The sequence below is a fragment of the Streptomyces odontotermitis genome (assembly GCF_050510915.1).
In the GTDB taxonomy this organism is placed as follows: Bacteria; Actinomycetota; Actinomycetes; order Streptomycetales; family Streptomycetaceae; genus Streptomyces.
In genome coordinates, this window is record NZ_JBNJLS010000009.1 from 263910 (window position 1) to 286759 (window position 22850).

Here is a 22850-nt window from a genome sequence, read left to right on the forward strand (position 1 = left end):
CCCACGCCCGACGGGAGCCCCTGTCGGCGGGCCGCTTAAGATTCGTACCGTTGAAAGCAGGACCGCCCGCGCCTGCTCCCCGAACGGACCCGCCTTGACCGAAGCTCCCCGGCCTCTCGCCTCCTGGCGCATCGCCCTGCCGCACACCACGGCCGCAGTGCCCATCGCCCGCGCCCTCGTCCGCACCGCCCTCACCGACCTGGAGTCGGGGGCCGACACGGACACCGCGGAGCTGCTCACGGCCGAGCTGGTGGCGAACGCCGTGGAGCACACGGCGGGCGACGCCCCGATAGAGCTGGTCATCGAGCTGCTGCCGACCGGCTGCCGGGTCGAGGTGCACGACAGCAATCCACTGCCGCCGGGCGAACTCACCACGGCGGGCTGCGCGGAACCCGACCCCTGGCAGGAGCACGGGCGGGGCCTGCTGCTCATCCGCACCCTGAGCTCGGCCTGCGGGCACCGGCCGACGGAGTCCGGCAAGGCGGTGTGGTTCAGGATTCCGTGCTGAACGGGGTTCGGGATTCCGTGCCGAGGGGGTTCAGGATTCCGCGCCGAGCGTCGCGACCAGGACCGCCTTGATCGTGTGCAGCCGGTTCTCCGCCTGGTCGAAGACCACGGAGTGCGCCGACTCGAAGACCTCGTCGGTGACCTCGAGCGAGGTCAGGCCGTGCCGCTCGTGGATCTCGCGGCCGACCTTCGTGCCCAGGTCGTGGAAGGCCGGCAGGCAGTGCAGGAACTTCACGTCGGCGTTGCCGCTCGCGCGCAGCACGTCCATCGTGACGGCGTAGGGCTCGAGGGCCGCTATGCGCTCGTCCCACACCTCCTTGGGCTCCCCCATGGAGACCCAGACGTCCGTGGCGATGAAGTCGGCGCCACGGACGCCCTCCTCGACGGACTCGGTGAGCGTGACGCGCGCGCCGCTCGCCTCGGCCAGCTTCCGCGCCTGCGCCACGACCTCCTCGGCCGGCCAGTAGGCCCGGGGCGCGACGATCCGCACGTCCATGCCGAGCAGGGCGCCGGTGACCAGGTAGGAGTTGCCCATGTTGAAGCGGGCGTCGCCGAGGTAGGCGAAGGCGGTCTCCGTGAGCGGCCTGTCGCCGTGCTCGGCCATCGTGAGCACGTCGGCGAGCATCTGCGTGGGGTGCCAGTCGTCGGTCAGGCCGTTGTAGACGGGCACGCCCGCATGGGCGGCGAGCTGCTCGATGCCCGGCTGGCTGTCGCCCCGGTACTCGATGGCGTCGAACATCCGGCCGAGAACCCGCGCGGTGTCCTTCACGGACTCCTTGTGCCCGATCTGCGAGCCCGAGGGGTCGAGATACGTGGTCGAGGCGCCCTGGTCCGCGGCCGCGACCTCGAAGGCGCAGCGGGTGCGGGTGGAGGTCTTCTCGAAGATCAGCGCGATGTTCTTGCCGCGCAGGACCGGCGTCTCGGCCCCCGCCTTCTTGGCCGCCTTGAGCTCGGCGGCGAGATCGACCAGACCGCGGAACTCCTCGGCGGTGAAGTCCACCTCCTTGAGGAAGTGGCGGCCGGTGAGGGCGGGGCGGTCTTTCGCCATGGCGGGCTCCGGGGTGGCGGTCGAATCAAGGGGACACTGGAAGTGTATACGACGCTCCACATTTCTATACAGCCCCTCGTCCCCCGGCTCCCCGGGGGGTCAGGGGCAGGGCCTCCCTACGAGCCCACCGCGTCCCGCTCCACCGGGCAGCTCATGCAGCGCGGCCCGCCCCGCCCCCGGCCCAGCTCGCTGCCCAGGATCTCGATGACCTCGATGCCCTCCCGGCGCAGATGGGTGTTGGTGGTCGAGTTCCGCTCGTACGCGACCACGACGCCCGGCTCCACCGCGAGCACGTTGCAGCCGTCGTCCCACTGCTCCCGCTCCGCCGCGTGCACGTCCTGGGTGGCCGTGAGCACCCGGATCCCGCTCAGCCCGAGCGCGGCGGCGATGGCCCGGTGCATGTGCTCCGGGGGATGGTCGGTGACCTTCAACTCCCGGTCCCCCACGCCCGGTTCGATGGTGTACGAGCGGAGCATGCCGAGCCCCGCGTACTGCGTGAAGGTGTCCCGGTCGACCATCGTCATCACCGTGTCCAGGTGCATGAACGCCCGGCTCTTCGGCATGTCGAGGGCCACGATCGTCTGCGCCGAACCGGCCGCGAACAGCTTGTGCGCGAGCATCTCCACGGCCTGCGGCGTGGTGCGCTCGCTCATCCCGATGAGGACGGCGCCCTGCCCGATCACCAGGACGTCGCCGCCCTCGATGGTGGAGGGGTAGTCCGCCTGGCCCTCGGACCAGATGTTGAAGTCCGCCCCCTTGAACAGCGGGTGGTGCCGGTAGATCGCCTCGAAGTGCACGGTCTCGCGCTGCCGCGCGGGCCAGCGCATCGCGTTGATCGACACCCCGTCGTAGATCCAGGCGGAGGTGTCCCGGGTGAAGAGGTGGTTGGGCAGCGGGCCGAGCAGGAAGTCGTCCAGGTCCATCACGTGGAAGCGCACCGACGTCGGCTCCGGGTGCCGGGCCAGGAACTCCCGCTTCGTCATGCCGCCGACGAGCGCCTCCACCAGCTCGGCGGAGTCCATCGTCTCGAAGGCCGCGCGCAGATGGTCGGTGGCGAGCGGCCCGTACTCCTTCTCGTCGAAGACCCGGTCCAGGACGAGCAGGCGGGCCTCGGGGACGTCCATCGCCTCCGTGAGGAGGTCACCGAAGAGATGGACGTCGACGCCCCGGTCCCGCAGCACGTCCGCGAAGCCGTCGTGCTCCTGGCGCGCGCGGCGCACCCAGAGGACGTCGTCGAAGAGGAGGGCGTCCTTGTTGGTGGGGGTGAGCCGCTTGAGCTCCAGGTCCGGTCGGTGCAGGATGACGCGGCGCAGCCGCCCGGTCTCGGAGTCGACATGGAATCCCATGGGTTCCATCTTTCCCCGGCCGGGCGGCTCTCGCCCGTGCAACTTCGTATGGATCGCCCCGGTGGCTACAGGCGCGGGTCCACCGGCTCCGACTCCAGCGCGAGCACCGCGAACACCGCCTCGTGCACCCGCCACAGCGGCTCGCCCTCCGCGAGCCGGTCGAGCGCCTCCAGGCCGAGCGCGTACTCGCGGAGCGCGAGCGAGCGCTTGTGGCCGAGGAAGCGGCCGCGCAGCCGGTCCAGGTTGTCGGGGCGGGTGTACTCGGGACCGTAGATGATCCGCAGGTACTCGCGGCCCCGGCACTTGATGCCCGGCTGCACCAGACGGCCCTGGCCGTTCCTGACCACCGCCTCGACCGGCTTGACGACCATGCCCTCGCCGCCACGGCTGGTCATCTCCAGCCACCAGTCGACGCCCGCCTGGACCGACGCCTCGTCGCCGGTGTCGACGAAGAGCCGCCGGGTGGTCTGCAGCAGGCCCGTCGTGTCGTGCTCCACCATGCGGTCGATCAGGGCGAGTTGGGCGTCGTGCGGCATCCCGGCGAGGCTGCGGCCCTGCGCGGCCAGGACCTGGAACGGCGCGAGCCGCACCCCGTCGAGCCCGTCCGTCGTCCAGCAGTAGCGCCGGTACGCGTCCGTGAACCGGGCCGCGTCCACGGCCCGCTCGCGCTGCTTGCCGAGCAGCTCCGCCACGTCGACGCCGCGCGCCGCCGCCGCTTCGAGGGCCGCCACCGCGCCCGGGAACACCGCCGACGAGGCGGCGCCCACGGCCGCGTACTGCGAGCGCAGCAGCCCCGACGCCTTGAGCGACCAGGGCATCAACTCGGCGTCAAGGAGCAGCCAGTTGGTGTCCAATTCCTTCCAGAGGCCCGCTTCGGTGACGGCGGTGCGCAGCCGCGCCAGGATCTCCTCCGTCATGGCCGGGTCCTTGAAGAAGGCCCGTCCGGTACGGGTGTACAGGGCACCGCTCGGCCCGTCCACACCGAACCGCTCGCGCGCCGCGTCCGCGTCCCGGCACACCAGCGCCACCGCCCGCGAGCCCATGTGCTTCTCCTCGCACACGACCCGCTCGACCCCGTCCGAGGCGTACTGCGCGAAGGCTTGGGCCGGGTGCTCCAGGAAGTGTTCATCAGCGGCTCCGCCGCGGGCCTCGCGCTGCGACGTCGCCGTCGGCGCCATCGTCGGCGGCAGATACGGAAGGAGGCGCGGGTCGACCGCGAAGCGGCTCATGACCTCGAGGGCCGCGGCCGCGTTCTCCTCGCGCACCGAGACGCGGCCCGCGTGCCGGGTCTCCACGACGCGGCGGCCGTGCACGTCCGCGAGGTCGAGCGGGCGCCCCTCGTGGCCGCCCGGCGCCTCCGTGGCGAGCGGCTTCACCGGCTCGTACCAGACCTGCTCGGCCGGCACCTCGACGAGCTCGCGCTCCGGCCAGCGCAGCGCGGTCAGCTTGCCGCCGAACACGGCGCCCGTGTCCAGGCAGATGGTGTTGTTCAGCCAGGTCGCGGTGGGCACGGGCGTGTGGCCGTAGACGACCGCGGCCTTGCCCCGGTACTCCTCGGCCCACGGGTAGCGCACCGGGAGGCCGAACTCGTCGGTCTCGCCGGTCGTGTCCCCGTACAGCGCGTGCGAGCGGACCCGGCCCGAGGTGCGGCCGTGGTACTTCTCCGGCAGCCCGGCGTGGCAGACCACGAGCCGCCCCTCGTCCAGGACGTAGTGCGAGACGAGCCCGTCCACGAACTTCCGTACCTGGCCGAGGAATTCCGCGCTCTCCCCGCCCAACTGCTCGACGGTCTCGGCGAGTCCGTGCGTGAGCTGGACCTTCTTGCCCTTGAGGTGGCGGCCGAGCTTGTTCTCGTGGTTGCCGGGCACGCACAGGGCGGTGCCCGCGTCGACCATGGACATCACGCGGCGCAGCACGCCCGGCGTGTCCGGGCCGCGGTCGACGAGGTCGCCGACGAAGACGGCGGTACGGCCCTCCGGGTGCGCCCCGTCCGCGTAACCGAGCTTGCCGAGCAGGGTCTCCAGCTCGCTCGCGCAGCCGTGGATGTCGCCGATGATGTCGAAGGGGCCGGTGAGGTGGGAGAGGTCGTTGAAGCGCTTCTCGGTGACGATCTCGGCGCCGTCGATCTCCTCCACCCCCCGCAGGATGTGCACCTTCCTGAACCCCTCGCGCTCCAAGTGGCGCAGCGAGCGGCGCAGTTCGCTCTGGTGGCGCTGGATGACGCGGCGCGGCATCCCGGCGCGGTCGGCGCGCGCGGCGTTCCGCTCGGCGCAGACCTCCTCCGGCACGTCCAGGACGATGGCGATGGGCAGCACGTCGTACTGGCGGGCGAGCTGGATGAGCTGCTTGCGGCTCTCGGACTGGACGCTGGTGGCGTCCACGACGGTGCGCCGGCCCGCCGCGAGGCGCTTGCCCGCGATGTAGTGCAGCACGTCGAAGGCGTCGCGGCTCGCGCTCTGGTCGTTCTCGTCGTCCGCGACCAGGCCGCGGCAGAAGTCGCTGGAGATCACCTCGGTGGGCTTGAAGTGCCGCCGCGCGAACGTGGACTTGCCGGAGCCGGTGGCGCCGATCAGGACCACGAGGGAGAGGTCGGTGACGGGAAGGGTGCGTGCCGCACCGGTCTGCCGGGTCTGCTCGCTCATGCCGCCTTCTCCTCCTTCGGGTCGGTGGTCCTCGGGTTGCCGGTCTGTGTGAACACGGCCATCTGCGTGGGCGGGCCCACCTCGGGGTCGTCGTCGCCGACGGGCGTGAACCCGACGTCGTAGCCGTGCCGTTCGGCGACCCGCCGGGCCCAGGCGCGGAACTCCTCGCGGGTCCACTCGAAGCGGTGGTCGCCGTGGCGGACGTGCCCGGCCGGGAGGGTCTCCCAGCGGACGTTGTACTCCACGTTCGGCGTCGTCACGAGGACGGTGCGGGGGCGCGCGGAGCCGAACACCGCGTACTCCAGGGCGGGCAGCCGCTCCTCGTCGAGGTGCTCGATGACCTCGCTGAGCACCGCCGCGTCGTACCCCTTGAGCCGCTTGTCCGTGTACGCGAGGGAGCCCTGGAAGAGCTTGACCCGCTCGGCCTGCCGCTCCCCCATCCGGTCCAGGTGCAGCCGCCGCGAGGCGACGGTGAGCGCCCGCATCGACACGTCGACACCCACGATCTCCGTGAACCGCACGTCCTTGAGCAGCGCCTGCACCAACTGGCCCTGCCCGCAGCCGAGGTCGAGCACCCGGGCCGAGCCGGACGCGAGCAGCGCATCGGTGATCGCCGCACGCCGCTGCACCGCGAGCGGCACCGGCTTCTCCGACCCCTCTTCAAAATCAAATGCAGCGCTCTCCTCGTCCACGGCGTTGTCGATCTCCTCGACGTCCGTGTCGTCCGCGTCGGCGAGCCGGACCAGCTCAAGGCGCTCCATCGCCTCGCGCGTCAGCGACCACCGCCGCGCCAGATAGCGGCTGGTGATCAGCTTCTGCTCGGGGTGCTCGGCGAGCCACCCCTCACCGGCGCGCAGCAGCTTGTCGACCTCGTCGCTGGAGACCCAGTAGTGCTTGGCGTCGTCGAGCACCGGAAGCAGGACATAGAGGTGGCGCAGCGCCTCGGACAGCGTGAGGCGCCCGTCCGGCACCTCAAGCACCAGCCGTACGTACCGCGAGTCGCCCCACTCCGGGAACTCCTCGTCCAGCGGCACGGCCTCCGCGCTCACCGTCCACCCCAGCGGCTCGAAGAGCTCTCGCACCAGCTTCGCGCCGCCCCGTGCGGGGAGCGCGGGCACCTCGACGCGCAGCGGCAGGGGCTCCCCTGCGCGCTCGGGCATGGCCCGGCACTGGCCGCGCAGGGCGCTGGAGAAGACGCTGCTCAGCGCCACGGCGAGCAGCGAGGAGGCGGCGTAGGGGCGGTCGTTCACGTACTGCGCGAGCGCCGCGTCCGGGGCGCCGCCCCGCGCCTTGCCGTTCTTCCCCCTGCCGCGCCGTTGCAGCGCCACGGGGTCGACCTCCAGGAGCAGCGCGGCCGTGCACCGCTCCGCGGACGCCTCGGGGTAGAGGACGTGCGCGGTGCCATAGGAGGTGGAGAACGCCTGCGCGTTGTCGGGGTGCTTGTGCAGCAGGAACCCGAGGTCGGTCGCGGGGCGCTCCGGGCAGCCGGTGGTGCTGATCGTCAGGAACACGCGTCCGAGTATGACCGGGTTCGCCCGCCCCGACCAGGGGTTTTCGGCCTTGACCGGGGCGAGGGAGGACATCGTGCGCAGGAATGCCTACGCCAGCTGCGACTGCACCTGCGAGGAGATCAGCTCCAGGTGGTCCAGGTCCTTCAGGTCGAGGCACTGGAGGTAGATCCGCCGGGAGCCGATCGCCTCGTACCGGCCGATCTTGTCGACGACCTCGGCCGGGGATCCCGCGAGCCCGTTCAGCTTCAGCTCGTCGACGTCGCGGCCGATCGCCGCGGCCCGCCGGGCGACCTCCGCGTCGTCCTTGCCGACGCATGCCACCAGCGCGTTCGAGTACACCAGGTCGTCGCCCTTGCGACCGGTCTCCTCGGCGGCGGCCCGGACCCGGCCGAACTGCCGCTCGCTGTCCTCGATCGAGGCGAACGGGATGTTGAACTCGTCGGCGTACTGCGCGGCGAGCCGCGGGGTCCGCCGCGCGCCGTGGCCGCCGATCAGGACCGGCACCTTGGCCTGCGCGGGCTTGGGCAGCGCGGGCGAGTCGGTGAGCTGGTAGTGCGTCCCGTCGTGGCTGAACGTCTTGCCGACCTCCGTACCCCACAGCCCGGTGACGATCGCCAGCTGCTCCTCGAGCCGCGCGAACTTCTCCTTGGGGAAGGGAATCCCGTACGCCTTGTGCTCCTCCTCGAACCAGCCCGCGCCGAGCCCCAGTTCGACCCGGCCGCCCGACATCTGGTCGACCTGCGCGACCTGGATCGCGAGGACCCCGGGCAGCCGGAACGTGCCCGCCGTCATCAGCGTGCCGAGCCGGATCCGCTTCGTCTCACGGGCCAGGCCCGCCAAGGTGACCCAGGCGTCCGTGGGCCCTGGCAGCCCGTCGGAGGAACCCATCCGCAGATAGTGGTCGGACCGGAAGAAGGCATCGAAGCCGAGGTCCTCGGTGGCCTTGGCGACGGACAACAGCGTCTCGTAGGCGGCGCCCTGCTGGGGCTCCGTGAAGATTCGAAGATCCATGGCTCCATCCTGCACGCTCGAACGCCCGTCAACCCCGCCGATCCCGCCGATCCCCCGCCTCCCCGGTCGGGTGAAAATCCGTCAACCCGGCGGGCGCCGGGCGTCCGCCCCAGTGACCCGCTCCCGGGGTGATCGTTGGCTCGGGCGGAGCCGGACCGCCCGGCACCCGCACCGGCGTTCACATGGCCGGGGCGTCGCCCGCACCCGTTGATCCTTTCCCTGTGGTGCTGCATCAACTGCCTTCCCCCGGGGGAGGGCGAGGGCCTAGGAGGCCGTCATGTCCCAGGAAGCCGTGCCCGAGCAGGGGGCCGCGCACGACTCGCCGGTGCCGTCCATGGCATCCGCGCCCGAGCAGGAGGGCAGGCCCAAGGGCCTGCTGCAGCAGATGGAGGAGCTGATGGCCGCGCTCAACGCCGACCTGACCCAGCTCGACGCGGACCTGCAGCAGTCCGCCGCCACGCCGTCGTCCACCGCCCTGCCCCAGTCCCCGGACAGCCGCCCGCCCGCCTCCGGCGACGAGCCCGGCCGCTACTGACGATCAGGCGGCCCCCGGCCAGGACCTGACCGACGGATCCAGGACCTGCCCGACGCATCAAGCTCTAGGACGACCCCGCCGCCGAGTCGGGCTCGGGCAGGCCCTGTTCACGGGCCGCGAGTCTGCGCAGCATCTCCAGGACCCGGTCCCTCGACTCGTCGGCGGCGTCGATCGCCTCCACGCACCGCCAGTAGGCCCCTTCCTCGTCCGCGCCCATCGCGACGGCGACCAGCGCGATGCCGACCTCGCCGAGCAGCAGGTCGAGTCCGTGCAGGACCGCCGGGACGTCGCCCACCTCGGAGAGCCGCGCGGCGCGTAAGCCCTCGACGCCGAGCGAGGGCGGATCCAGGACCGCGCAGCCCCGGCCGCCGAGCTCGCTGAGCCCGAGGGCCTCGCCTCTCAACTCCGGTGGCCCCGCGACCGCGAGGCGCGCGCCTATCGCCTGGGCGATCGCCTGCGCCTGCCACACCTCCACCACGATGTCCGCCGGCTCCTGGCTCCGCTCCAGGGCGCGCCTGCTCGACTCGATGAGCCGCATCGCATCCATGTGCAGTCCCCGATCCACTCCGCGCGCACACCGCACGCCCGCCGCACGTCCACCGAACTCGCCTGCTCACTACCCACAGTGAGAGTCCGGGCGCAGAAAAGCCAGGGGAAGCCGGAAATCTGTGGACAATTAATCGATTGTGGATCAGCCGTCCACTCCGGAGAGTGACATTGATCTAGGAGTGGGCAGGACGTCCGGGCACCGGAAAACGCCGTTCGTTCCGGTCGATCTTCGCGTCGAGCGCGGCCAGCGCGTCGATCCCCAACACCTCGCAGAACTGCAGCAGATAGGCGAGGACGTCGGCGACCTCGTCCGTCACCCGGTGCGCCGACTCGGGGTCCGCCATCACCCGCGCCGACTCGTCCGGGGTCAACCACTGGAAGATCTCGACGAGTTCGGAGGCTTCCACGCTGAGCGCCGCGGCCAGGTTCTTCGGGGTGTGGTAGGGCTGCCAGTTCCGCGCCGCCGCGAACTCGGCCAGCCTGCGCTGCAGTCCCGCTACGTCAAGTTCCGTCACGCCCCAGGTCTACCACCGTGACTCCGTCGAGCCCCACGGCCCCCGCCGCGTCGCCGACCGCGCCCACGAACCGGACGTGCCCGCGCTCGCACATCTCCCCCGCGAGCGCGGTGAGCGCCCGCAGCTGATGGCGGTCGAGGGCGCGGTCGAACCGGTCGCCGAGCACCGTGAACGCCTGGTACGCGGCGGGCACCTCGGCGACGGTGTCGACTTCAAGGACCCCCGGCCCGGTCAGCAGCACCAGGGCGAGCGCGAGGTGCCTCAACTCCCCGTCCCCGAGCCGTCCGACGGGGGTCCTGACCCCCTCCCCCCGGTCGAGGAAGGCGTGCAGCGAACCGTCGTCGGCCTCCGTCACGAGCACGTCGTCGACCCGCCCCGCGCACCCCTTGCGCACCTCGGCGACCAGCCGGGCGTGCCGGTTCACGCACTCCTCCCGGGTGCGCCACAGCACCGCCGCGAGGTTCTCGCAGCCCCCGAGGAGCCGCCCGTCCCCCACCCGCCCCGGCGGCAGCGGCCGACGCATCCGGCCCGGCTTCGGGTCACAGGCGAAGGCCGACCGCAGCGCGACGACGACCTGTTCCGCCGCCGCCAGCACCAGGCGCTGCCCGTCCGTCCGGCCCGCGACGCGCAGTGGGAGCAGCGCGGTGCCGAGCCGGTCGTCGGGCAGCGGACCACGGGTGACCTGGGCGTTGCCCCCGGTGTACCAGGCGGCCTGGACGACGGACCGCGACGGGTCGCGCAGCGCGGTCTCCAGCAGGACGAGCGGCCCCAGCGTCAGTCGCTCCCCCACGACGCGGAGTTCCGGCTCGGCCTGCACGGCCAGGTCGAGCCGGACGGCGCCGGCGGGCCCGTCGACCGTGCAGCCGATGCGGAAGCCGCGCCGCCGCTGACCGTCGGCCCGCGCCCGCTCGGGCACACACGCGACGGGATCGGCGAAGACGTCCGCGAGCTCTTCGCCCGCGCTGAGCCGGCCGAGGGCCGCGTAGGCGCGCAGCGCGCTGCTCTTGCCACTGCCGCTGGGCCCGGCGATCAGGGTCACCGGCCCGAGCGGCAGGACGGCGGACCGGTGCCCGGCGAAGGCGGACAGGCGCAGTTCGGCGACCTCGGGCCGCTCAAGGGGAGCCGCAGTCATGTCCCGGACCGTAGGCGGACACCGAAAGGCGAACCGTTTTGCCCAAGTGACCTTCCTACGAACGGGCGATGACCACCCATAAGAGAGACACCGGGCCACCGGGGCGCTACAGCGCGCCCACGGCGCCACGGGCCCGCACAGCCCGCTGCGCCCCTGCCCCGCCACGTCCTACGGCTGAGCGACGGCCTCCACCAGCCCCTGGACCTCGGTACCGGGCGGAGTCAGCAGGAACACATTGCGGTCGACCCGGTGCATGGCACTGCCCCGCCCCAGCACGACCCCGCTGCTGAAGTCCAGGACGCGCTTGGCGGTGTCGCTCTCGGCACCGGTCAGGTCGAGGAGGACCGGAATCTCCGCCATCAAGGTCTCGGCGACCTCACGGGCGTCCGCGAAGACGTTGACCCGTATCACCACGAACCTCCGCCGCGCCTCGGTCTCCGCCTCGGGCAGCGCCCGGTGACCCGGCCAGGACGGCCATTCGTTGCGGCTGCGCAACGGTACGACCTGGGCGAGCCCTTCCCACTGTTCGTCGGTGACGTCGTGGCTGTTCACCGCAGCCCCCCGCCCTGACTCGCACTCAATTTCTGCACCGGCCCATTCTTACGCCACTCACCCGTTCAGCCCAACACCGACACGGATCGGCCCAGCCAGAGAACGTCAGCGCCCAGCCAGCCGGTCCAGTGCCGCCTGGCTCTCCCCGTCCGCCGCACGGTAGATCACCAGCCGCTGATCCGGATCCTGAAGCGGCGCAAGGACCTCGTAGTGCACCGCGACCTCACCGACCTCGGGATGCCGCATCACCTTGTGCCCACGGCCGTTGACCTTGACGTCCCGCTCGGCCCACCAGTGCGCGAACTCCGCGTCGTGGGCGGTGAATTCGGCGATGAGGCCGCTCAGCGCCCGGTCCTCCGGGTGCGCGGCCCACGCGGCACGCAGGTGGGCGACTCCCTCCCGTACGACGCGTTCGCGGTCGGCGTAGAACTCGCGCGTCAGCGGATGCCTCAGACACAGCCACATCACATTGCGCTGCGCCGGCGGCAGGGTGTCGAAATCCAGGAGCAGCCTGGCCATTTCGCGGTTCCAGGCCAGGATGTCGTAGCGGTGGTTGAAGAGCATGGCTGGCAGCGGTGCCAGGTCGGTGACCAGCCGGGCCAGCGCCGGCGGCGCCGTGGTGGCGGGCTTCTCGGCGCCGCGGGGACGCTGCTGGGCCAGGTCGAAGAGGTAGGCGCGTTCGCCGGGGGCCAGGCGCAGCGCGCGGGACAGCGCCTCCACCACGTCCGCCGAGGGCCGCAGCCCGCGGCCCTGTTCGAGGCGCACGACGTAGTCGATGCTCACCCCGGCCAGTTCGGCGACCTCTTCGCGGCGGAGCCCCGGGGTCCGCCGGGACCGCCGGCGCGACGGCAGGTCGAACTCGTCCGGGTCCAGGCGCTCGCGCCGGGACCGCAGGAACGCGGCCAGCTCCTGGGTCGCGTCCACGGTGGAGGGCGTCACGGTGGAGGGCGTCACGGCGGGGGTGGTCACGGCGGAGGTGGTCACGCCCGCCCCAACGCCCAGGGTAGGACTGGCATTCCCAGGAAGATCCCTCCCTTACCCCCGCCTCACGACGGTCACAGGCTTGTTCCAGCCGACATCGGATCAGCAGCAGTCGGATCACCAGCACTGGAGCACGCCATGTCATCGTCATCCCCGTCATCCCCGTCCCTCACCCTCGACACCTACCGGCTGCTCGGCCGCTCCGGGCTGCGCGTCTCACCCCTGGCGCTGGGCGCGGCGACGTTCGGCAACGAATGGGGCTGGGGCGCCGAGCGGGACGAGGCGCGCAAGCTGTTCGACCTCTACGTCGAGCGCGGCGGCAACTTCATCGACACCGCGACCACCTACACGGACGGCAACTCCGAGCGCCTGCTGGGCGAATTCACCCGCGACCACCGCGAGAGCCTGGTACTGGCGACGAAGTACTCGACGCTCCGCCGTCCCGGCGACCCGAACTCCGGGGGCAATCACCGCAAGCCCCTGTTCGCGTCGGTGGAGACGAGCCTGCGCCGCTTGAACACGGATTACATCGACCTGCTCTACCTGCACGTGTGGGACTTCACGACGCCGGTCGAGGAGATCCTGCGCGGCCTGGACGACCTGGTCCGCCAGGGCAAGGTCCTGTACGCGGCGATCTCCAACGCCCCGGCCTGGCAGGTGTCCCGCATGCAGGCGATCGCCGACCTGCGCGGCTGGTCGCCCCTGGTCGCGCTGCAGATCGAGCACAGCCTGATCCAGCGGACCGGGGAGCGCGACCTGATCCCCATGGCGCGGGAGATGGGCCTCGGGGTGGTCCCGTATTCGCCGATGGGCGGCGGGGTGCTCACGGGCAAGTACAGCCGCGACGACCTGACCGCGACGGGCGGCGGCACCGGAACCGGCACCGGCACCGGCACCGGCCCGGAGGAGAGCACCCGCAAGAGCTTCAACCGCGACCTGGGCTGGGTCACCGAACGCAACCTCGGCGTCGCCGATGTCGTGAAGGAGGTCGCCGCGGAGCTGGGCCGCACCCCCGCCCAGACCGCCCTGGCCTGGACCCTGCAGAGCCCGGGTGTGACGGCACCGATCATCGGCGCCCGCACCCCCGCCCAGCTGGAGGACAACCTGGGCGCACTGGAGGTCGCCTTCACCCCCGCTCAACTGGCCCGCCTCGACGAGGCGAGCACGATCGAGCCGGGCTACCCGCACGCCTATCTCGCGAGCGATCTCGCCCGCGCGCAGACGCAGGGCGACCTGACGGTCGAGCCCCGCCGCTGACCCCGGGCCCCACGGCCGCCTCAGGGTCTCGGGGCGGAAGGTGTCCCCGGAGCGGCGTGCAGGCCCCCGTGCAGATGGACCAGGCTGCCGCGCGGGGAGCCGGTCCGTACGTGCTCCACGGCGCAGACGATCAACTCGTGGTCTCCCAGCGTGAGTTGACGGTGCCGCGTGGCGACCAGCCACGCGGCACAGTCGTCGAGCAGCGGCACCCCGTGCGGGCCGGTGTGCCAGCGCGTGGGCGGCGCGAACCGGTCGACGTCCGTGGCCGCGAACCGCTCGGCCACGTCGCGCTGGTCGGCGCCGAGCAGCTGGATCCCGAACCTCTGGCAGTCCTTGATCCTCGCCCAGGTCGAGGACGTCTCGGCGAGCGCGAAGGAGACGAGCGCCGGTTCGGCGCTCACCGAGGTGAAGGAGGTGATCGTCACCCCGGCGGGGCCCGAGGGCGCGGCCGCGGTGAGCACGGCGACCCCGGAGGCGTGCCCGCGCAGTGCGGTGCGCAGCCGGGCCGCGCCGACCGTGGGCGCCGCGGTGGTCACTGCTCCGTCCCGGAGGGCGTGGTGCCGAGCAGCCGTTCGGGCCGGGGCGCCACGGCCGCGATGGAGCGGGATGCGCCCGCCGCGGCCGGGTCGGGCCGGGTCTTGATGCTGATCCGGTCGGCCAGTTCGCGGGCCAGGGCGCGCGCCTCGTCGGCCGAGTCGCCCCGGACCATGAGCAGGCCCGACCGGTCGTACGACCAGGCGATGGGGGCCACCGTGTCACCGGGCGCGACGGAGAGCTGCAGCATCACCACCCGCGGATCGGCGCGCACCTCGTCGGCTCCGGTGACGGACTCGACGACGCCCGGCTCCGCGGTCAGGAAGCGGATGGCGCCGCCGCACCGTGCCGGGCCCGGCGTGAGGGGCGCGGTGCGGCCCGCGTACCAGAGGAAGGCCAGCGCGTCGATGTCGGTCCCGTACACCTCGGTGGCCAGGTCGGCGATCCGGTCGCCGCCGCGCCGGTTGTGGGACTCCACGAGGCGCGGGCCGTCCGGGGTGAGGATCACCTCCGAGTGCGAGGGGCCGTCCTCGACGCCCACGGCGTCCAGCATCCTGGCGACGAGCGACGCGACGCGGGCCGTGGTGTCCGCGTCGAGGGCCGCCGGCTGGACGTGCCCGACCTCGACGAACGAGTCCAGCTTCTCCTTGGCCGTGTACGCGACGACCACGTGCTCGCCCGCGAAGCTGAACGCCTCCACGCTGAACTCGGGCCCCCGCAGATACTGCTCCATGATGAACGTGTGCAGCCCGAACTCCGCTGCCCAGGCGGCGACTTCGGCGACCGCGCCGGGTCCGTCCACGAGGCGCACGCCCAGGCTTCCCGAGCCGAACCTGGGCTTGATCACCGCGGGTCCGAAGGCGTCGACGAAGGCGCGGATGTCGGCCTCGTCGTGCCCGAGGCGGGCGGCGACCCCTTCGATGCCCCGCTCGGCGAGCAGCTCCCGGAAGGCCAGCTTGTCCTGCAGCACGCGGACGGTGTCGAGGCCGGTGCCCGGCAGGCCGAGCGCCGTCGTCGCGGCCGCCGCCGACTCCAGGCCGTCCTCGATCATCGAGATGACCCGGGCCAGCGGCCGGTGCCGGTGCACGGCGGCGAGGAGGTCCGTGACGGCCTGCGGGTCGCGGTAGTCCGTGAGGTGGGCCTCGGTGACCAACTCCAGTCCCGCCGGGTCGAGTTCGTGCGGGCCGTACACCCAGACGATGTCGAAGCCGGCCTGCCGCGCCTTCTTCAGGGTGGCGACCTGGCCGCCGATGACCGCGATCCGCGGTGCGTTCTCGTGCTTCTCGTGCTTCTCGTGCTCGTTCCCGTGCTCGTTCCCGTGCGTCATGCGCGCTGCCTCGTGCTCGTTCTCGTTCTCGTATGCGTGCGTCATGCGCGCAGCTCCCGTCCCGATGCGTTCTCCAGCCAGCGCACGACCTCGACGTTGTCGGCGCCCGCCGGCAGCTCGTCGTGCGCCTTCTCCCACAGATCCCGGCAGGCGTGTCCGAAGGCGGCGGGGCCGCCCGCGGAGTCGAGCAGCGACGTGCCGATGCGGATGTCCTTGAGCATCAGGCGCAGCGCGAAGCCCGAGTCGAAGGTGCCGGGCAGGACGTGGTCGGGGAGCTTGGTCTGCGAGGCGTGGTTGCGGCCCGTGGACGCGTTGATCACTTCCAGCATCGCCGCGGGTTCGAGGCCGAACGCCCGCCCGGCGAGCATCACTTCGGCGACCGCGGCCAGATTGACCGCGGAGAGCAGGTTGTTGAGCGCCTTCAGCGCGTGGCCCGCGCCCGCGGGGCCCACCCGGTACACCCTGCCGAGCGCGCCGAGCACCTGTTCCGCCCGCTCCACGTCGCCGGGTTCGCCCGCGGCCATCAGCGTCAGCTCGCCCGCGCGCGCGGCGGCCGGGGAACCGGAGACCGGCGCGTCCACCACGGCCACTCGGTGCGCGGCGGCGGCGCGGCCGAGGTCCAGCGTGTCCTCGGGCGCCGAGGAGCCCGTGTCGACGATCAGGGAGCCCGCGGCGAGGTGCGGGAGCAGCTCGTCGGTGACCTGCCGGACGGCCGCACCGTCGGGCAGCATGGTGACCACCACCGGCGCGGCCAGGTCCGCGACGGACTCCGCCGCGCGCACGCCCGGGTGCTCGGCGGCCGCCGCGGCGACGCCCGCGTCGGCGTCGTACGCGACGACGTCGAATCCGCGCTCCGCGAGGCGGCGGCACATCCCTCCGCCCATCGACCCCAGTCCCGCAATGCCCACCCGCATGATCCGTTCCTTTCTTGTACGTGTGCTCAGTTCTCGGTGCCTGTGCCGCGGCACGCTCCGGGCGCGTACCGCCGCTCTCATCCCGTGGAGATGGCGACCAGCCCCCGGACGATCAGGACGAGCGCCGCGGCGACGGCCAGGGCGAGCACCGCGGCGCGCATCCGGCCGCTCTCGTCCACCTGCCGCCGGACCGGCCCCGACAGCGCGAAGCCGGCCACCACGGCGGGCAACAGCAGTGCCCCGAAGGCCAGTTGCTCGCCCGACAGCCGGCCGACGGCGGTGAGGGAGCCGAGCGAGAGCAGCGTCCCCGCCGTGTAGAAGACCCCGAGGGTGCCGCGGACCGTGGGCCCCGGCTCCTGGTGGTAGACGAGCGCGATGAACGGCCCGCCGATGGACGACGTCGTCCCGGTCAGACCCGCCACGGCACCGGAGGCGATCAGCGTGCCCCGGTTCCTGGCGAGCCTGGCCGGGTCGAGGGCGAGGAGGGAGACGACGCCCAGGGTGATGCCCGCCGAGAGCAGGTCGAGCGCCGGCCCCGAGACCACGAGGATCACGTACGAGGCCACCGCCGTGCCCGCGATCCGCCCGGCCAGCGCCCAGGAGACGCCGTACCAGTCGGTGTGGGAGAGCTCCCTGACCGCCCCGAGCGCGGCCAGGACGGCGGCGACGAGCAGCAGCGACCCCGGCATGAGGTCCGGCGTGGCGATCTGCACCACCGGCGCCGACACCAGGGCGAGGCCCACTCCCAGGCTGCCCTGGACCAGCGCGCCGAGGAACACCGCGGCGGACGCACAGGCCAGGACGGGCAGTTCAGGCATCGACGGGCACCCCTGTACCCGCCGTACCCCCCGTACCCCCCGCGTGCATCCGCTCCCCGGCCGCGCGGGCGACCCGCTCGGCCGCGCCGCCCGCCGCCACGAGCACCGCGGCGGCCGCCACCCAGCCGAGCGCCCCCGAGCCGAGCAGCAGTCCGGTGACCAGCACGGGCCCGAGGACCCGCTGTCCGGCCACGCTGAGGTTGAAGACGGACAGATAGCGCCCGCGCTGCTCCTCGGGGGCCAGCGCGATGGACAGGTCCCACACCGCGGAGTTGGCGATCACCTCGGCCAGGGACAGCGTCACCACTGCGGCGGCCAGCCACACCACCGCGGGCCCGCCCCCGGCGGAGCCGGACGCGGCGAAGCACAGGCTGCTCACCGCGAGCACGGCGCCCGTCCAGGTCAGCATCCGCGTGGTGCGCCGCTGGCTCGTCGCCAGCTTGCTGACCGGGATCTGCAGCACCACGACGAGCACGGTGTTCAGCGCGAACAGCACGGACACGGTGACCCGTGGAGCGTCCGTGTGCTCCAGGATCCACACGGGCATCGCGACGAGCAGCATGGTGTCGAAGAAGAACAGCAGGAAGTTGAGGCCGGTCAGCGCCAGATAGCGCGCGTCGGGCAACACCCGTCTTCTGACCGGCTGTTCAGCCGCTGTCCTCGGTGCGGATTCGACCGCGGACGCGGCCGGCTCGGGCACCCGCAGCACGAGCACCGCACCGCCCAGGAAGGCGAGTCCGATGGCGAACAGCGTGACCCGGTAGGCGGCCTGGGTGTCGCTGGCGAGGGCGACGCCCGCCGCCATCGCGCCGACCCCGAGGCCGCAGTTGCGTACGACGTTGACCACCGCGAGCAGCCTCGTGCGCTCCTGGCGTTCCGGCACGGCCACGGCGACCAGGGCCTGGAGCACCGGCGGCCCCGCCCTGTCGCAGGCCACCGCGCACAGCGTGACCACCATGAACTGCCAGAAGTCCGTGACGAAGACGTACGCCGCGCAGCACACACCCCGCCCCAGGTACACGGCGGCGAGCACCCGCCGCGCCCCGTACCGGTCGGCGAGGACCCCGCCGAGCAGCGAGATCCCCAGGGCCACGGCACCGGCGAGGGCGAGCCCGGAGGCCACCTGGTTCGCGGAGAGGTCCACCTGCCGGGTGAAGTAGGCCATGGAGCTCGCCATGAACAGGCCGATGCCGAGCGACTGGACGAGGGCTGCGGCGGCGAGCCTGCGGCCGCCCGCGGTGAGCTTCACGTCACTCGGTCCCGAAGTCGAAGTCGACCTGGTCCTCGAGCTCCATCTCGCGCACGATGCGCCGTACCCCGGAGAAGTCGCGCACCAGCAGGCCGGTGCCGGCCTGGCGGCGGCAGTCCTCGACGATCTCCTCGGCCTTCTCGAAGCCCGCCGCCTTCAGGATGCCGGGCCACACCGCGAAGTCCTGCTCCACGAAGGCGTGCAGGGCCTTGGGCAGCGAGTCGACGAAGGAGCGGCGCTGCTCGGTGTTCATGTGCACGTACAGCGCCTTGGCGACCTCGACCATGACGGAGGAGTGCGCGGACTCGTCGCGGGCGTGCAGCCGGGGCACCAGGGCGTGCAGCGGCTGGACGGTCCTGTCGCGGGAGAGCAGCTCCAGATAGGCGTTGACGCTGATCTCCGAGACCGTCGTCCACACCAGCTTCAGCAGGTCGCGCTCCCAGCGCTCCGACGCCTGCGCGTCGGCCTCCAGGAGGCGGCGGTAGGTGACGGTGTGCGGGTAGGCGGGCTCGCCGGTGATCTGCCGGACCTCGCGGGTGCGCTGCATCGCGATCATGTGCATGTACGTGTGCCAGACCTCGTCCACGTGCGTCTGCTGGACGGCGCGCTTGAGCTGGACGCTGTCGGCACCGGGGAAGGCGCCGTGCATGATCATGGCGAAGGTCGGGTTGGCGACGTACTCCTCGGCCGCGATGACCCGCTCGTTGTAGACGAGCCAGGCCATGGTGAGGACCTTCTGGCGCTGCTCGGGCGTGGCCGCGAGGTACAGCGGGTGGTCGGCGAACGGCAGCAGCCGCTCCGGGTAGTCCGGCAGCCGCTCGTCGTACTCCTCCGGCTCGGATATCTGGTCCAGGTCGGTGCGGATCGTGGCGCGCCGGGGCCAGGAGTCGGCGATCCGGCGCAACACGGTCTCGTCGATGTGGTCGAACCCGTCCTCGACGGTGTGCTCGTGCTCGGTGATGCTCAACGCAACTCCCCTTCGTCTGCGGCGTCCTGTGCGGCCGCGGTGATGGCGTCGGCCAGCAGGGCGAGGCCGGGTGCGAGGTCGTCGGCGTCCGCCACGATCGGCGGCATGATCTTGAGGACCTGGCCGGTGGCCCCGGACGTCTCCACGAGCAGCCCGCGCGCGAAGGCCGCCCGCGAGACCCGGTCGGCGAGGGACGGGTCGGTGAAGCCGAGTCCGCGGATCAGGCCCCGGCCGCGCACCGTGCAGCCCAGCTCGGTGAACTGGGCGGCGAGCTTGGACAGTTGGTACGCGAAGTCGTCGGCGTTGCGCCGCACCTGGTCGGTGAAGGACGCGTCGGCCCAGCGCTCCAGGCACGCCGTGGCGGTGACGAAGGCGAGGTTGTTGCCGCGGAAGGTGCCGCTGTGCTCGCCGGGGCCCAGCTGGTCGAGCTCGGGGCGGACCAGGACGAGGGCCATGGGCAGGCCGAAGCCGCTGATGGACTTGGACAGGCAGATCAGGTCCGGGACGATGCCCGCCTCTTCGAAGCTGAAGAAGGTGCCGGTGCGCCCGCAGCCCGCCTGGATGTCGTCGACGATCAGCAGGATGCCGCGCTCGCGGGCGACGTCGGCGAGCCTGCGCAGCCACGGCGCGCTCGCCGCGGAGAGGCCGCCCTCGCCCTGCACGGTCTCCACCACGAAGGCCGCGGGCAGGTCGACGCCGCTGCCCGGGTCGTCGAGCATCCGGGTCAGGTAGTCGATGGTGTCGACGCCTTCGCCCGCGTACCCCTCGTAGGGCATCCGCGTGACGTGGCCGAGCGGCACTCCCGCGGCGCCGCGCTTGAACGAGGTGGCGGACGCGGCGAGCGCGCCGAGCGAGAGGCCGTGGAAGCCGCCGGTGAACGCGATGACGTCGGTGCGTCCGGTGACCCTGCGGGCCGTCTTGAAGGCCGCCTCGACGGCGTTGGTGCCGGTCGGCCCGGTGAACTGCACCCGGTGGTCGAGCCCGCGCGGCGCGAGCACCACCTCGCGGAAGCGGTGCAGGAACGCGGCCTTGGCGCCGGTGTGCAGGTCGAGGCCGTGGACGGGTCCGTCGGCCTGGAGGTAGTCGATGAGGGCGGCGCGCACCTCGGCCGGGTTGTGGCCGTAGTTCAGCGCGCCCGCGCCGGACAGGAAGTCGATGTACTCGCGGCCGTCGGCGTCCCACATCCGGTGGCCCGAGGCCCGGGTGAAGACGGCGGGGAAGCGCCGGCAGTAGGTGCGTACGGCCGATTCGAGCTCGTCGAAGACGGCTGTGTCCGATCCGGGGGTCACGGCTTGCGCGGCGACCGGTTCGGCGGTGGTCATGAGGCACTCCAGGGGTCGATGCCGGTGATCTCGGCCGTCTCTCGGGGGGTCAGGGCGGTGCGCGGGGAGAGCGGGAACCAGCCGGCGAGGCTGAGCCGCACCAGCTCGCGCATGCGGTCGGCGATCAGCTCGGGGGTGTAGCGCTCCGGCACCTCGGCCGCGTCGATCACCGGGGTCGGCGGGAAGTAGCGGCCGCCGGGCACCGGGCGCACGACGGCGTCCCACAGGTTGAGGCTCTGGCCGCCCCAGCGGGCCCGGCCGCTGAACACCGAGTACAGCGGCAGGCCTTCGGGGTGCGGGCGGCTGAGCGCCTGGTTCACGGCCTCGCTGACCATCTCGACGATCAGTCCGCAGCCGCCCGCGGAGCGGGCCCTGCGGGCCTGCGCGAAGAGCGCGAGGGCGCCGTCCAGGGCGTCGCCGTGCCGGGTCAGGCCGCCGCTCTGCGGGGTGTAGCCGAGGTGGGCGAGGGTGGGCGTGCCGGTCGCGGCCACCGCCTCGATGCAGTCGAACTCGCCCTCGCCCGCCACCTCGATCTTGACCGCGTCCGCGCCCGCCGCGAGGAACCGGTCGGCGGCGACGCGGGCCGTGGCGGGGCTGTGCGTCGTCCCGTCCGGCAGGTCGGCGAGCAGGAACGGCCGCCTGTCCGAAGGGAATTCGGCGTCCAACGCCTTGCGCACCTCGGCCACCAGGCCGATGAGGGTGGCCAGGCCCCACTCCTGCTCGTCGGCGCCGGTCAGCGTGGTGCCGCCGCGGCCCAGGTGGGTCATGAAGTACGAGTCGCCGACCATCACGCACTCGACGGGGGCGCCCTGCAGATCCGGTGCGCGCAGCGCCTCGGCGAGGCCCTCCACCTCGTAGCCCCGATAGGCGTTGATCTTGAGCCCGAGCTGTGCCGGACTGTCGTACCTGTGCAGGTACGGGGCCAGCGCGGACGCCGCGCCCGGCCTGGCCGCGAAGGTGTCAACGGTCATGGCCGCCCTCCCCATAGATCTTGTTGATACGGCCGATGGCGTCCACGACCCGCTCCTCGGGCGCGGCGGTGAAGCAGAGCCGGGCCCAGCCCTCGCAGTGGGCGCCGAACACCCGGCCCGGCGCGAGTCCCACCCCGGCCTCGGCGCAGCGCCGCACGAACTCCTCGCCGTCGCCGTACCGGGAGAGGTCGAGGAAGGTGTAGAGCCCGCCCGTGATGCGGGTGTGCGGGATCTCCAGGGCGCCGTCGGCGAGATGCCAGGCGCGCTCCGCCTCCGCGCGGCGCCGGGCGAGCTCGTCGGCGGGGGTGGCGAGGGCACGGAACGCGGTGTACTGCGCGGCCGTGGACACCGAATACAGCGTGTGCAGCGACCACTTCGTGAGGATCTCCTCCGCGCCGGGCGGCGAGATCAGATGGCCCACGCGGGCGCCGGGCATCGCGTACGTCTTGCTGCAGCTGTGCACCGAGAAGGTGCGCTCGGCGGCGCCGGGAACGGTCGCCGCGTCGAGGAAGCCGCCGTCGCTGAAGTCGTAGTTCTCGTACGCGTTGTCGGCGATCAGCCACAGGTCGTGGCGTGCGGCGAGTTCGGTGAGCGCGCCCAGGGCCCGCTCGTCCAGGCGGAAGCCCGTCGGGTTGTTGGGGTTGTTGAAGTAGATCGCGCGGGTGCGCGGGCCCACGGCCCGCTCGATCTCCGCGATGAAGTCGAAGTCCGGGTCCTCGCTGAGCTCCAGGAAGACCGGCACCTCGCGCGGCGTCCCGCCGGCCGCCCACACGAGGCCGGTGGCGAACAGCCACTGCGGGGAGAGGATGAGGACCTCGTCGCCTGGGGTCAGGATCGCGTGCAGGGTCACCGCGATGGCGTGGGTGGCGCCGCTCGTGACCAGGATCTGCCCGGGGTCGACGGCGGTGCCCCGGCGCGCGCTCGCCGCATCGGCGAACGCGGAGCGCAGGGCGGGCACTCCGGCGGGCGGCGCGTGCTCGTGGGCCGCGATCCCGAACTCGGCGCGGTCCCAGGTGCCGGGGCGCGCGCACGGCTCGAAGACGGTCTTGCCCTGCTGCAGCGGGACCGGCTCGGCGTGCGCGCCGGAGCGCAGCAGCCGGTCGACGGTCACCAGCGGGGAGGGCGGTATCTGATGGAGGGTTCTACCGAACGACGGCATGAG

22 protein-coding genes are annotated in these 22850 nt (G+C 72.5%); 3 read left to right on the top strand and 19 right to left on the bottom strand.

Annotation, left to right across the window (positions count from 1 at the left end; translation table 11 throughout):
- Positions 1–94: 94 nt before the first annotated feature.
- Positions 95–508 carry an ATP-binding protein gene (locus tag ACQB60_RS25630; RefSeq protein WP_496928467.1) on the top strand — a complete coding sequence of 138 codons (414 nt, stop codon included), beginning with the start codon at positions 95–97 and terminating at the stop codon, positions 506–508.
- Between the two features lie 30 nt (positions 509–538).
- Here the strand turns inward: ACQB60_RS25630 and argF are convergent, their stop codons facing one another.
- The 5 genes from argF to ACQB60_RS25655 form a co-directional block, all read right to left on the bottom strand.
- Complete coding sequence (gene argF, locus ACQB60_RS25635; protein ID WP_496928468.1) at positions 539–1555, bottom strand: ornithine carbamoyltransferase; 1017 nt, start codon at positions 1553–1555, stop codon at positions 539–541.
- Between the two features lie 116 nt (positions 1556–1671).
- Positions 1672–2901 carry an arginine deiminase gene (locus ACQB60_RS25640; protein ID WP_496928469.1) on the bottom strand — a complete coding sequence of 410 codons (1230 nt, stop codon included), beginning with the start codon at positions 2899–2901 and terminating at the stop codon, positions 1672–1674.
- 65 nt (positions 2902–2966) lie between these two features.
- Positions 2967–5543, bottom strand: coding sequence for a polynucleotide kinase-phosphatase (locus tag ACQB60_RS25645; protein ID WP_496928470.1), 2577 nt, complete (start codon positions 5541–5543; stop codon positions 2967–2969).
- Positions 5540–7054 carry a 3' terminal RNA ribose 2'-O-methyltransferase Hen1 gene (locus ACQB60_RS25650; RefSeq protein ID WP_496928471.1) on the bottom strand — a complete coding sequence of 505 codons (1515 nt, stop codon included), beginning with the start codon at positions 7052–7054 and terminating at the stop codon, positions 5540–5542. The genes ACQB60_RS25645 and ACQB60_RS25650 overlap by 4 nt, the downstream gene beginning before the upstream one ends.
- An 87-nt stretch (positions 7055–7141) precedes the next feature.
- Positions 7142–8065 (bottom strand): LLM class F420-dependent oxidoreductase, encoded by a 924-nt coding sequence (locus ACQB60_RS25655; RefSeq protein ID WP_496928472.1) that lies wholly within the window; start codon positions 8063–8065, stop codon positions 7142–7144.
- 277 nt (positions 8066–8342) lie between these two features.
- Between ACQB60_RS25655 and ACQB60_RS25660 the strand changes: the two genes are divergently transcribed.
- Positions 8343–8600, top strand: coding sequence for a hypothetical protein (locus ACQB60_RS25660; protein ID WP_496928473.1), 258 nt, complete (start codon positions 8343–8345; stop codon positions 8598–8600).
- A 64-nt stretch (positions 8601–8664) separates the two neighbouring features.
- Here the strand turns inward: ACQB60_RS25660 and ACQB60_RS25665 are convergent, their stop codons facing one another.
- The 5 genes from ACQB60_RS25665 to ACQB60_RS25685 form a co-directional block, all read right to left on the bottom strand.
- Positions 8665–9147: a DUF6099 family protein gene (locus ACQB60_RS25665; protein WP_496928474.1), complete on the bottom strand. Its 483-nt coding sequence runs from the start codon at positions 9145–9147 to the stop codon at positions 8665–8667.
- Between the two features lie 175 nt (positions 9148–9322).
- Complete coding sequence (locus tag ACQB60_RS25670) at positions 9323–9664, bottom strand: nucleotide pyrophosphohydrolase (protein WP_496928475.1); 342 nt, start codon at positions 9662–9664, stop codon at positions 9323–9325.
- On the bottom strand, positions 9651–10796 hold the full coding sequence (locus ACQB60_RS25675) for an AAA family ATPase (protein WP_496928476.1): 1146 nt from the start codon (positions 10794–10796) through the stop codon (positions 9651–9653). The genes ACQB60_RS25670 and ACQB60_RS25675 overlap by 14 nt, the downstream gene beginning before the upstream one ends.
- A gap of 168 nt (positions 10797–10964) precedes the next feature.
- Positions 10965–11348 (bottom strand): cell division protein SepF, encoded by a 384-nt coding sequence (locus tag ACQB60_RS25680; RefSeq protein WP_496928477.1) that lies wholly within the window; start codon positions 11346–11348, stop codon positions 10965–10967.
- A gap of 105 nt (positions 11349–11453) precedes the next feature.
- Positions 11454–12287: a helix-turn-helix transcriptional regulator gene (locus ACQB60_RS25685; RefSeq protein ID WP_496928509.1), complete on the bottom strand. Its 834-nt coding sequence runs from the start codon at positions 12285–12287 to the stop codon at positions 11454–11456.
- Positions 12288–12467: 180 nt separating this feature from the next.
- On the opposite strand from ACQB60_RS25685, the gene ACQB60_RS25690 reads away from it, so the two are divergent.
- Positions 12468–13586 carry an aldo/keto reductase gene (locus tag ACQB60_RS25690; protein ID WP_496928478.1) on the top strand — a complete coding sequence of 373 codons (1119 nt, stop codon included), beginning with the start codon at positions 12468–12470 and terminating at the stop codon, positions 13584–13586.
- 20 nt (positions 13587–13606) lie between these two features.
- On the opposite strand, the gene ACQB60_RS25695 is transcribed toward ACQB60_RS25690, so the two are convergent.
- Genes ACQB60_RS25695 through ACQB60_RS25735 form a run of 9 tightly spaced genes read right to left on the bottom strand, consistent with a single transcriptional unit; the run spans position 13607 to position 22847 of the window.
- The gene (locus ACQB60_RS25695) at positions 13607–14122 is read right to left on the bottom strand and encodes a flavin reductase family protein (RefSeq protein ID WP_496928479.1); all 516 of its coding nucleotides are present in this window, start codon (positions 14120–14122) and stop codon (positions 13607–13609) included.
- Positions 14119–15492 (bottom strand): ATP-grasp domain-containing protein, encoded by a 1374-nt coding sequence (locus ACQB60_RS25700; protein ID WP_496928480.1) that lies wholly within the window; start codon positions 15490–15492, stop codon positions 14119–14121. Before ACQB60_RS25700 ends, ACQB60_RS25695 begins: the two co-directional genes overlap by 4 nt.
- Positions 15489–16442, bottom strand: a complete 954-nt coding sequence (locus ACQB60_RS25705) for an NAD(P)-dependent oxidoreductase (RefSeq protein WP_496928481.1) — start codon at positions 16440–16442, stop codon at positions 15489–15491. The genes ACQB60_RS25700 and ACQB60_RS25705 overlap by 4 nt, the downstream gene beginning before the upstream one ends.
- A complete protein-coding gene (locus ACQB60_RS25710) occupies positions 16439–17179 on the bottom strand; it encodes a TSUP family transporter (protein ID WP_496928482.1) in 741 nt (246 codons plus the stop codon). The genes ACQB60_RS25705 and ACQB60_RS25710 overlap by 4 nt, the downstream gene beginning before the upstream one ends.
- Complete coding sequence (locus tag ACQB60_RS25715) at positions 17172–18428, bottom strand: MFS transporter (protein WP_496928483.1); 1257 nt, start codon at positions 18426–18428, stop codon at positions 17172–17174. The genes ACQB60_RS25710 and ACQB60_RS25715 overlap by 8 nt, the downstream gene beginning before the upstream one ends.
- A 1-nt stretch (position 18429) precedes the next feature.
- A complete protein-coding gene (locus tag ACQB60_RS25720) occupies positions 18430–19395 on the bottom strand; it encodes a diiron oxygenase (RefSeq protein WP_496928484.1) in 966 nt (321 codons plus the stop codon).
- A complete protein-coding gene (ectB, locus tag ACQB60_RS25725; RefSeq protein WP_496928485.1) occupies positions 19392–20717 on the bottom strand; it encodes a diaminobutyrate--2-oxoglutarate transaminase in 1326 nt (441 codons plus the stop codon). The genes ACQB60_RS25720 and ectB overlap by 4 nt, the downstream gene beginning before the upstream one ends.
- Positions 20714–21688: a 3-methyl-2-oxobutanoate hydroxymethyltransferase gene (locus ACQB60_RS25730; protein ID WP_496928486.1), complete on the bottom strand. Its 975-nt coding sequence runs from the start codon at positions 21686–21688 to the stop codon at positions 20714–20716. Before ACQB60_RS25730 ends, ectB begins: the two co-directional genes overlap by 4 nt.
- The gene (locus ACQB60_RS25735; protein WP_496928487.1) at positions 21678–22847 is read right to left on the bottom strand and encodes a pyridoxal phosphate-dependent aminotransferase; all 1170 of its coding nucleotides are present in this window, start codon (positions 22845–22847) and stop codon (positions 21678–21680) included. Before ACQB60_RS25735 ends, ACQB60_RS25730 begins: the two co-directional genes overlap by 11 nt.
- Between the last annotated feature and the right edge of the window lie 3 nt (positions 22848–22850).

What these genes read in the sequence shown, in the direction of transcription:
- argF (WP_496928468.1), bottom strand. Translation starts at nt 1,555, where the DNA reads ATGGCGAAAGACCGCCCCGCCCTCACCGGCCGCCACTTCCTCAAGGAG.
- ACQB60_RS25640 (WP_496928469.1), bottom strand. Translation starts at nt 2,901, where the DNA reads ATGGGATTCCATGTCGACTCCGAGACCGGGCGGCTGCGCCGCGTCATC.
- ACQB60_RS25645 (WP_496928470.1), bottom strand. Translation starts at nt 5,543, where the DNA reads ATGAGCGAGCAGACCCGGCAGACCGGTGCGGCACGCACCCTTCCCGTC.
- ACQB60_RS25655 (WP_496928472.1), bottom strand. Translation starts at nt 8,065, where the DNA reads ATGGATCTTCGAATCTTCACGGAGCCCCAGCAGGGCGCCGCCTACGAG.
- ACQB60_RS25660 (WP_496928473.1), top strand. Translation starts at nt 8,343, where the DNA reads ATGTCCCAGGAAGCCGTGCCCGAGCAGGGGGCCGCGCACGACTCGCCG.
- ACQB60_RS25665 (WP_496928474.1), bottom strand. Translation starts at nt 9,147, where the DNA reads ATGGATGCGATGCGGCTCATCGAGTCGAGCAGGCGCGCCCTGGAGCGG.
- ACQB60_RS25675 (WP_496928476.1), bottom strand. Translation starts at nt 10,796, where the DNA reads ATGACTGCGGCTCCCCTTGAGCGGCCCGAGGTCGCCGAACTGCGCCTG.
- ACQB60_RS25690 (WP_496928478.1), top strand. Translation starts at nt 12,468, where the DNA reads ATGTCATCGTCATCCCCGTCATCCCCGTCCCTCACCCTCGACACCTAC.
- ACQB60_RS25700 (WP_496928480.1), bottom strand. Translation starts at nt 15,492, where the DNA reads ATGACGCACGCATACGAGAACGAGAACGAGCACGAGGCAGCGCGCATG.
- ACQB60_RS25705 (WP_496928481.1), bottom strand. Translation starts at nt 16,442, where the DNA reads ATGAGAGCGGCGGTACGCGCCCGGAGCGTGCCGCGGCACAGGCACCGA.
- ACQB60_RS25710 (WP_496928482.1), bottom strand. Translation starts at nt 17,179, where the DNA reads ATGCCTGAACTGCCCGTCCTGGCCTGTGCGTCCGCCGCGGTGTTCCTC.
- ectB (WP_496928485.1), bottom strand. Translation starts at nt 20,717, where the DNA reads ATGACCACCGCCGAACCGGTCGCCGCGCAAGCCGTGACCCCCGGATCG.
- ACQB60_RS25730 (WP_496928486.1), bottom strand. Translation starts at nt 21,688, where the DNA reads ATGACCGTTGACACCTTCGCGGCCAGGCCGGGCGCGGCGTCCGCGCTG.
- ACQB60_RS25735 (WP_496928487.1), bottom strand. Translation starts at nt 22,847, where the DNA reads ATGCCGTCGTTCGGTAGAACCCTCCATCAGATACCGCCCTCCCCGCTG.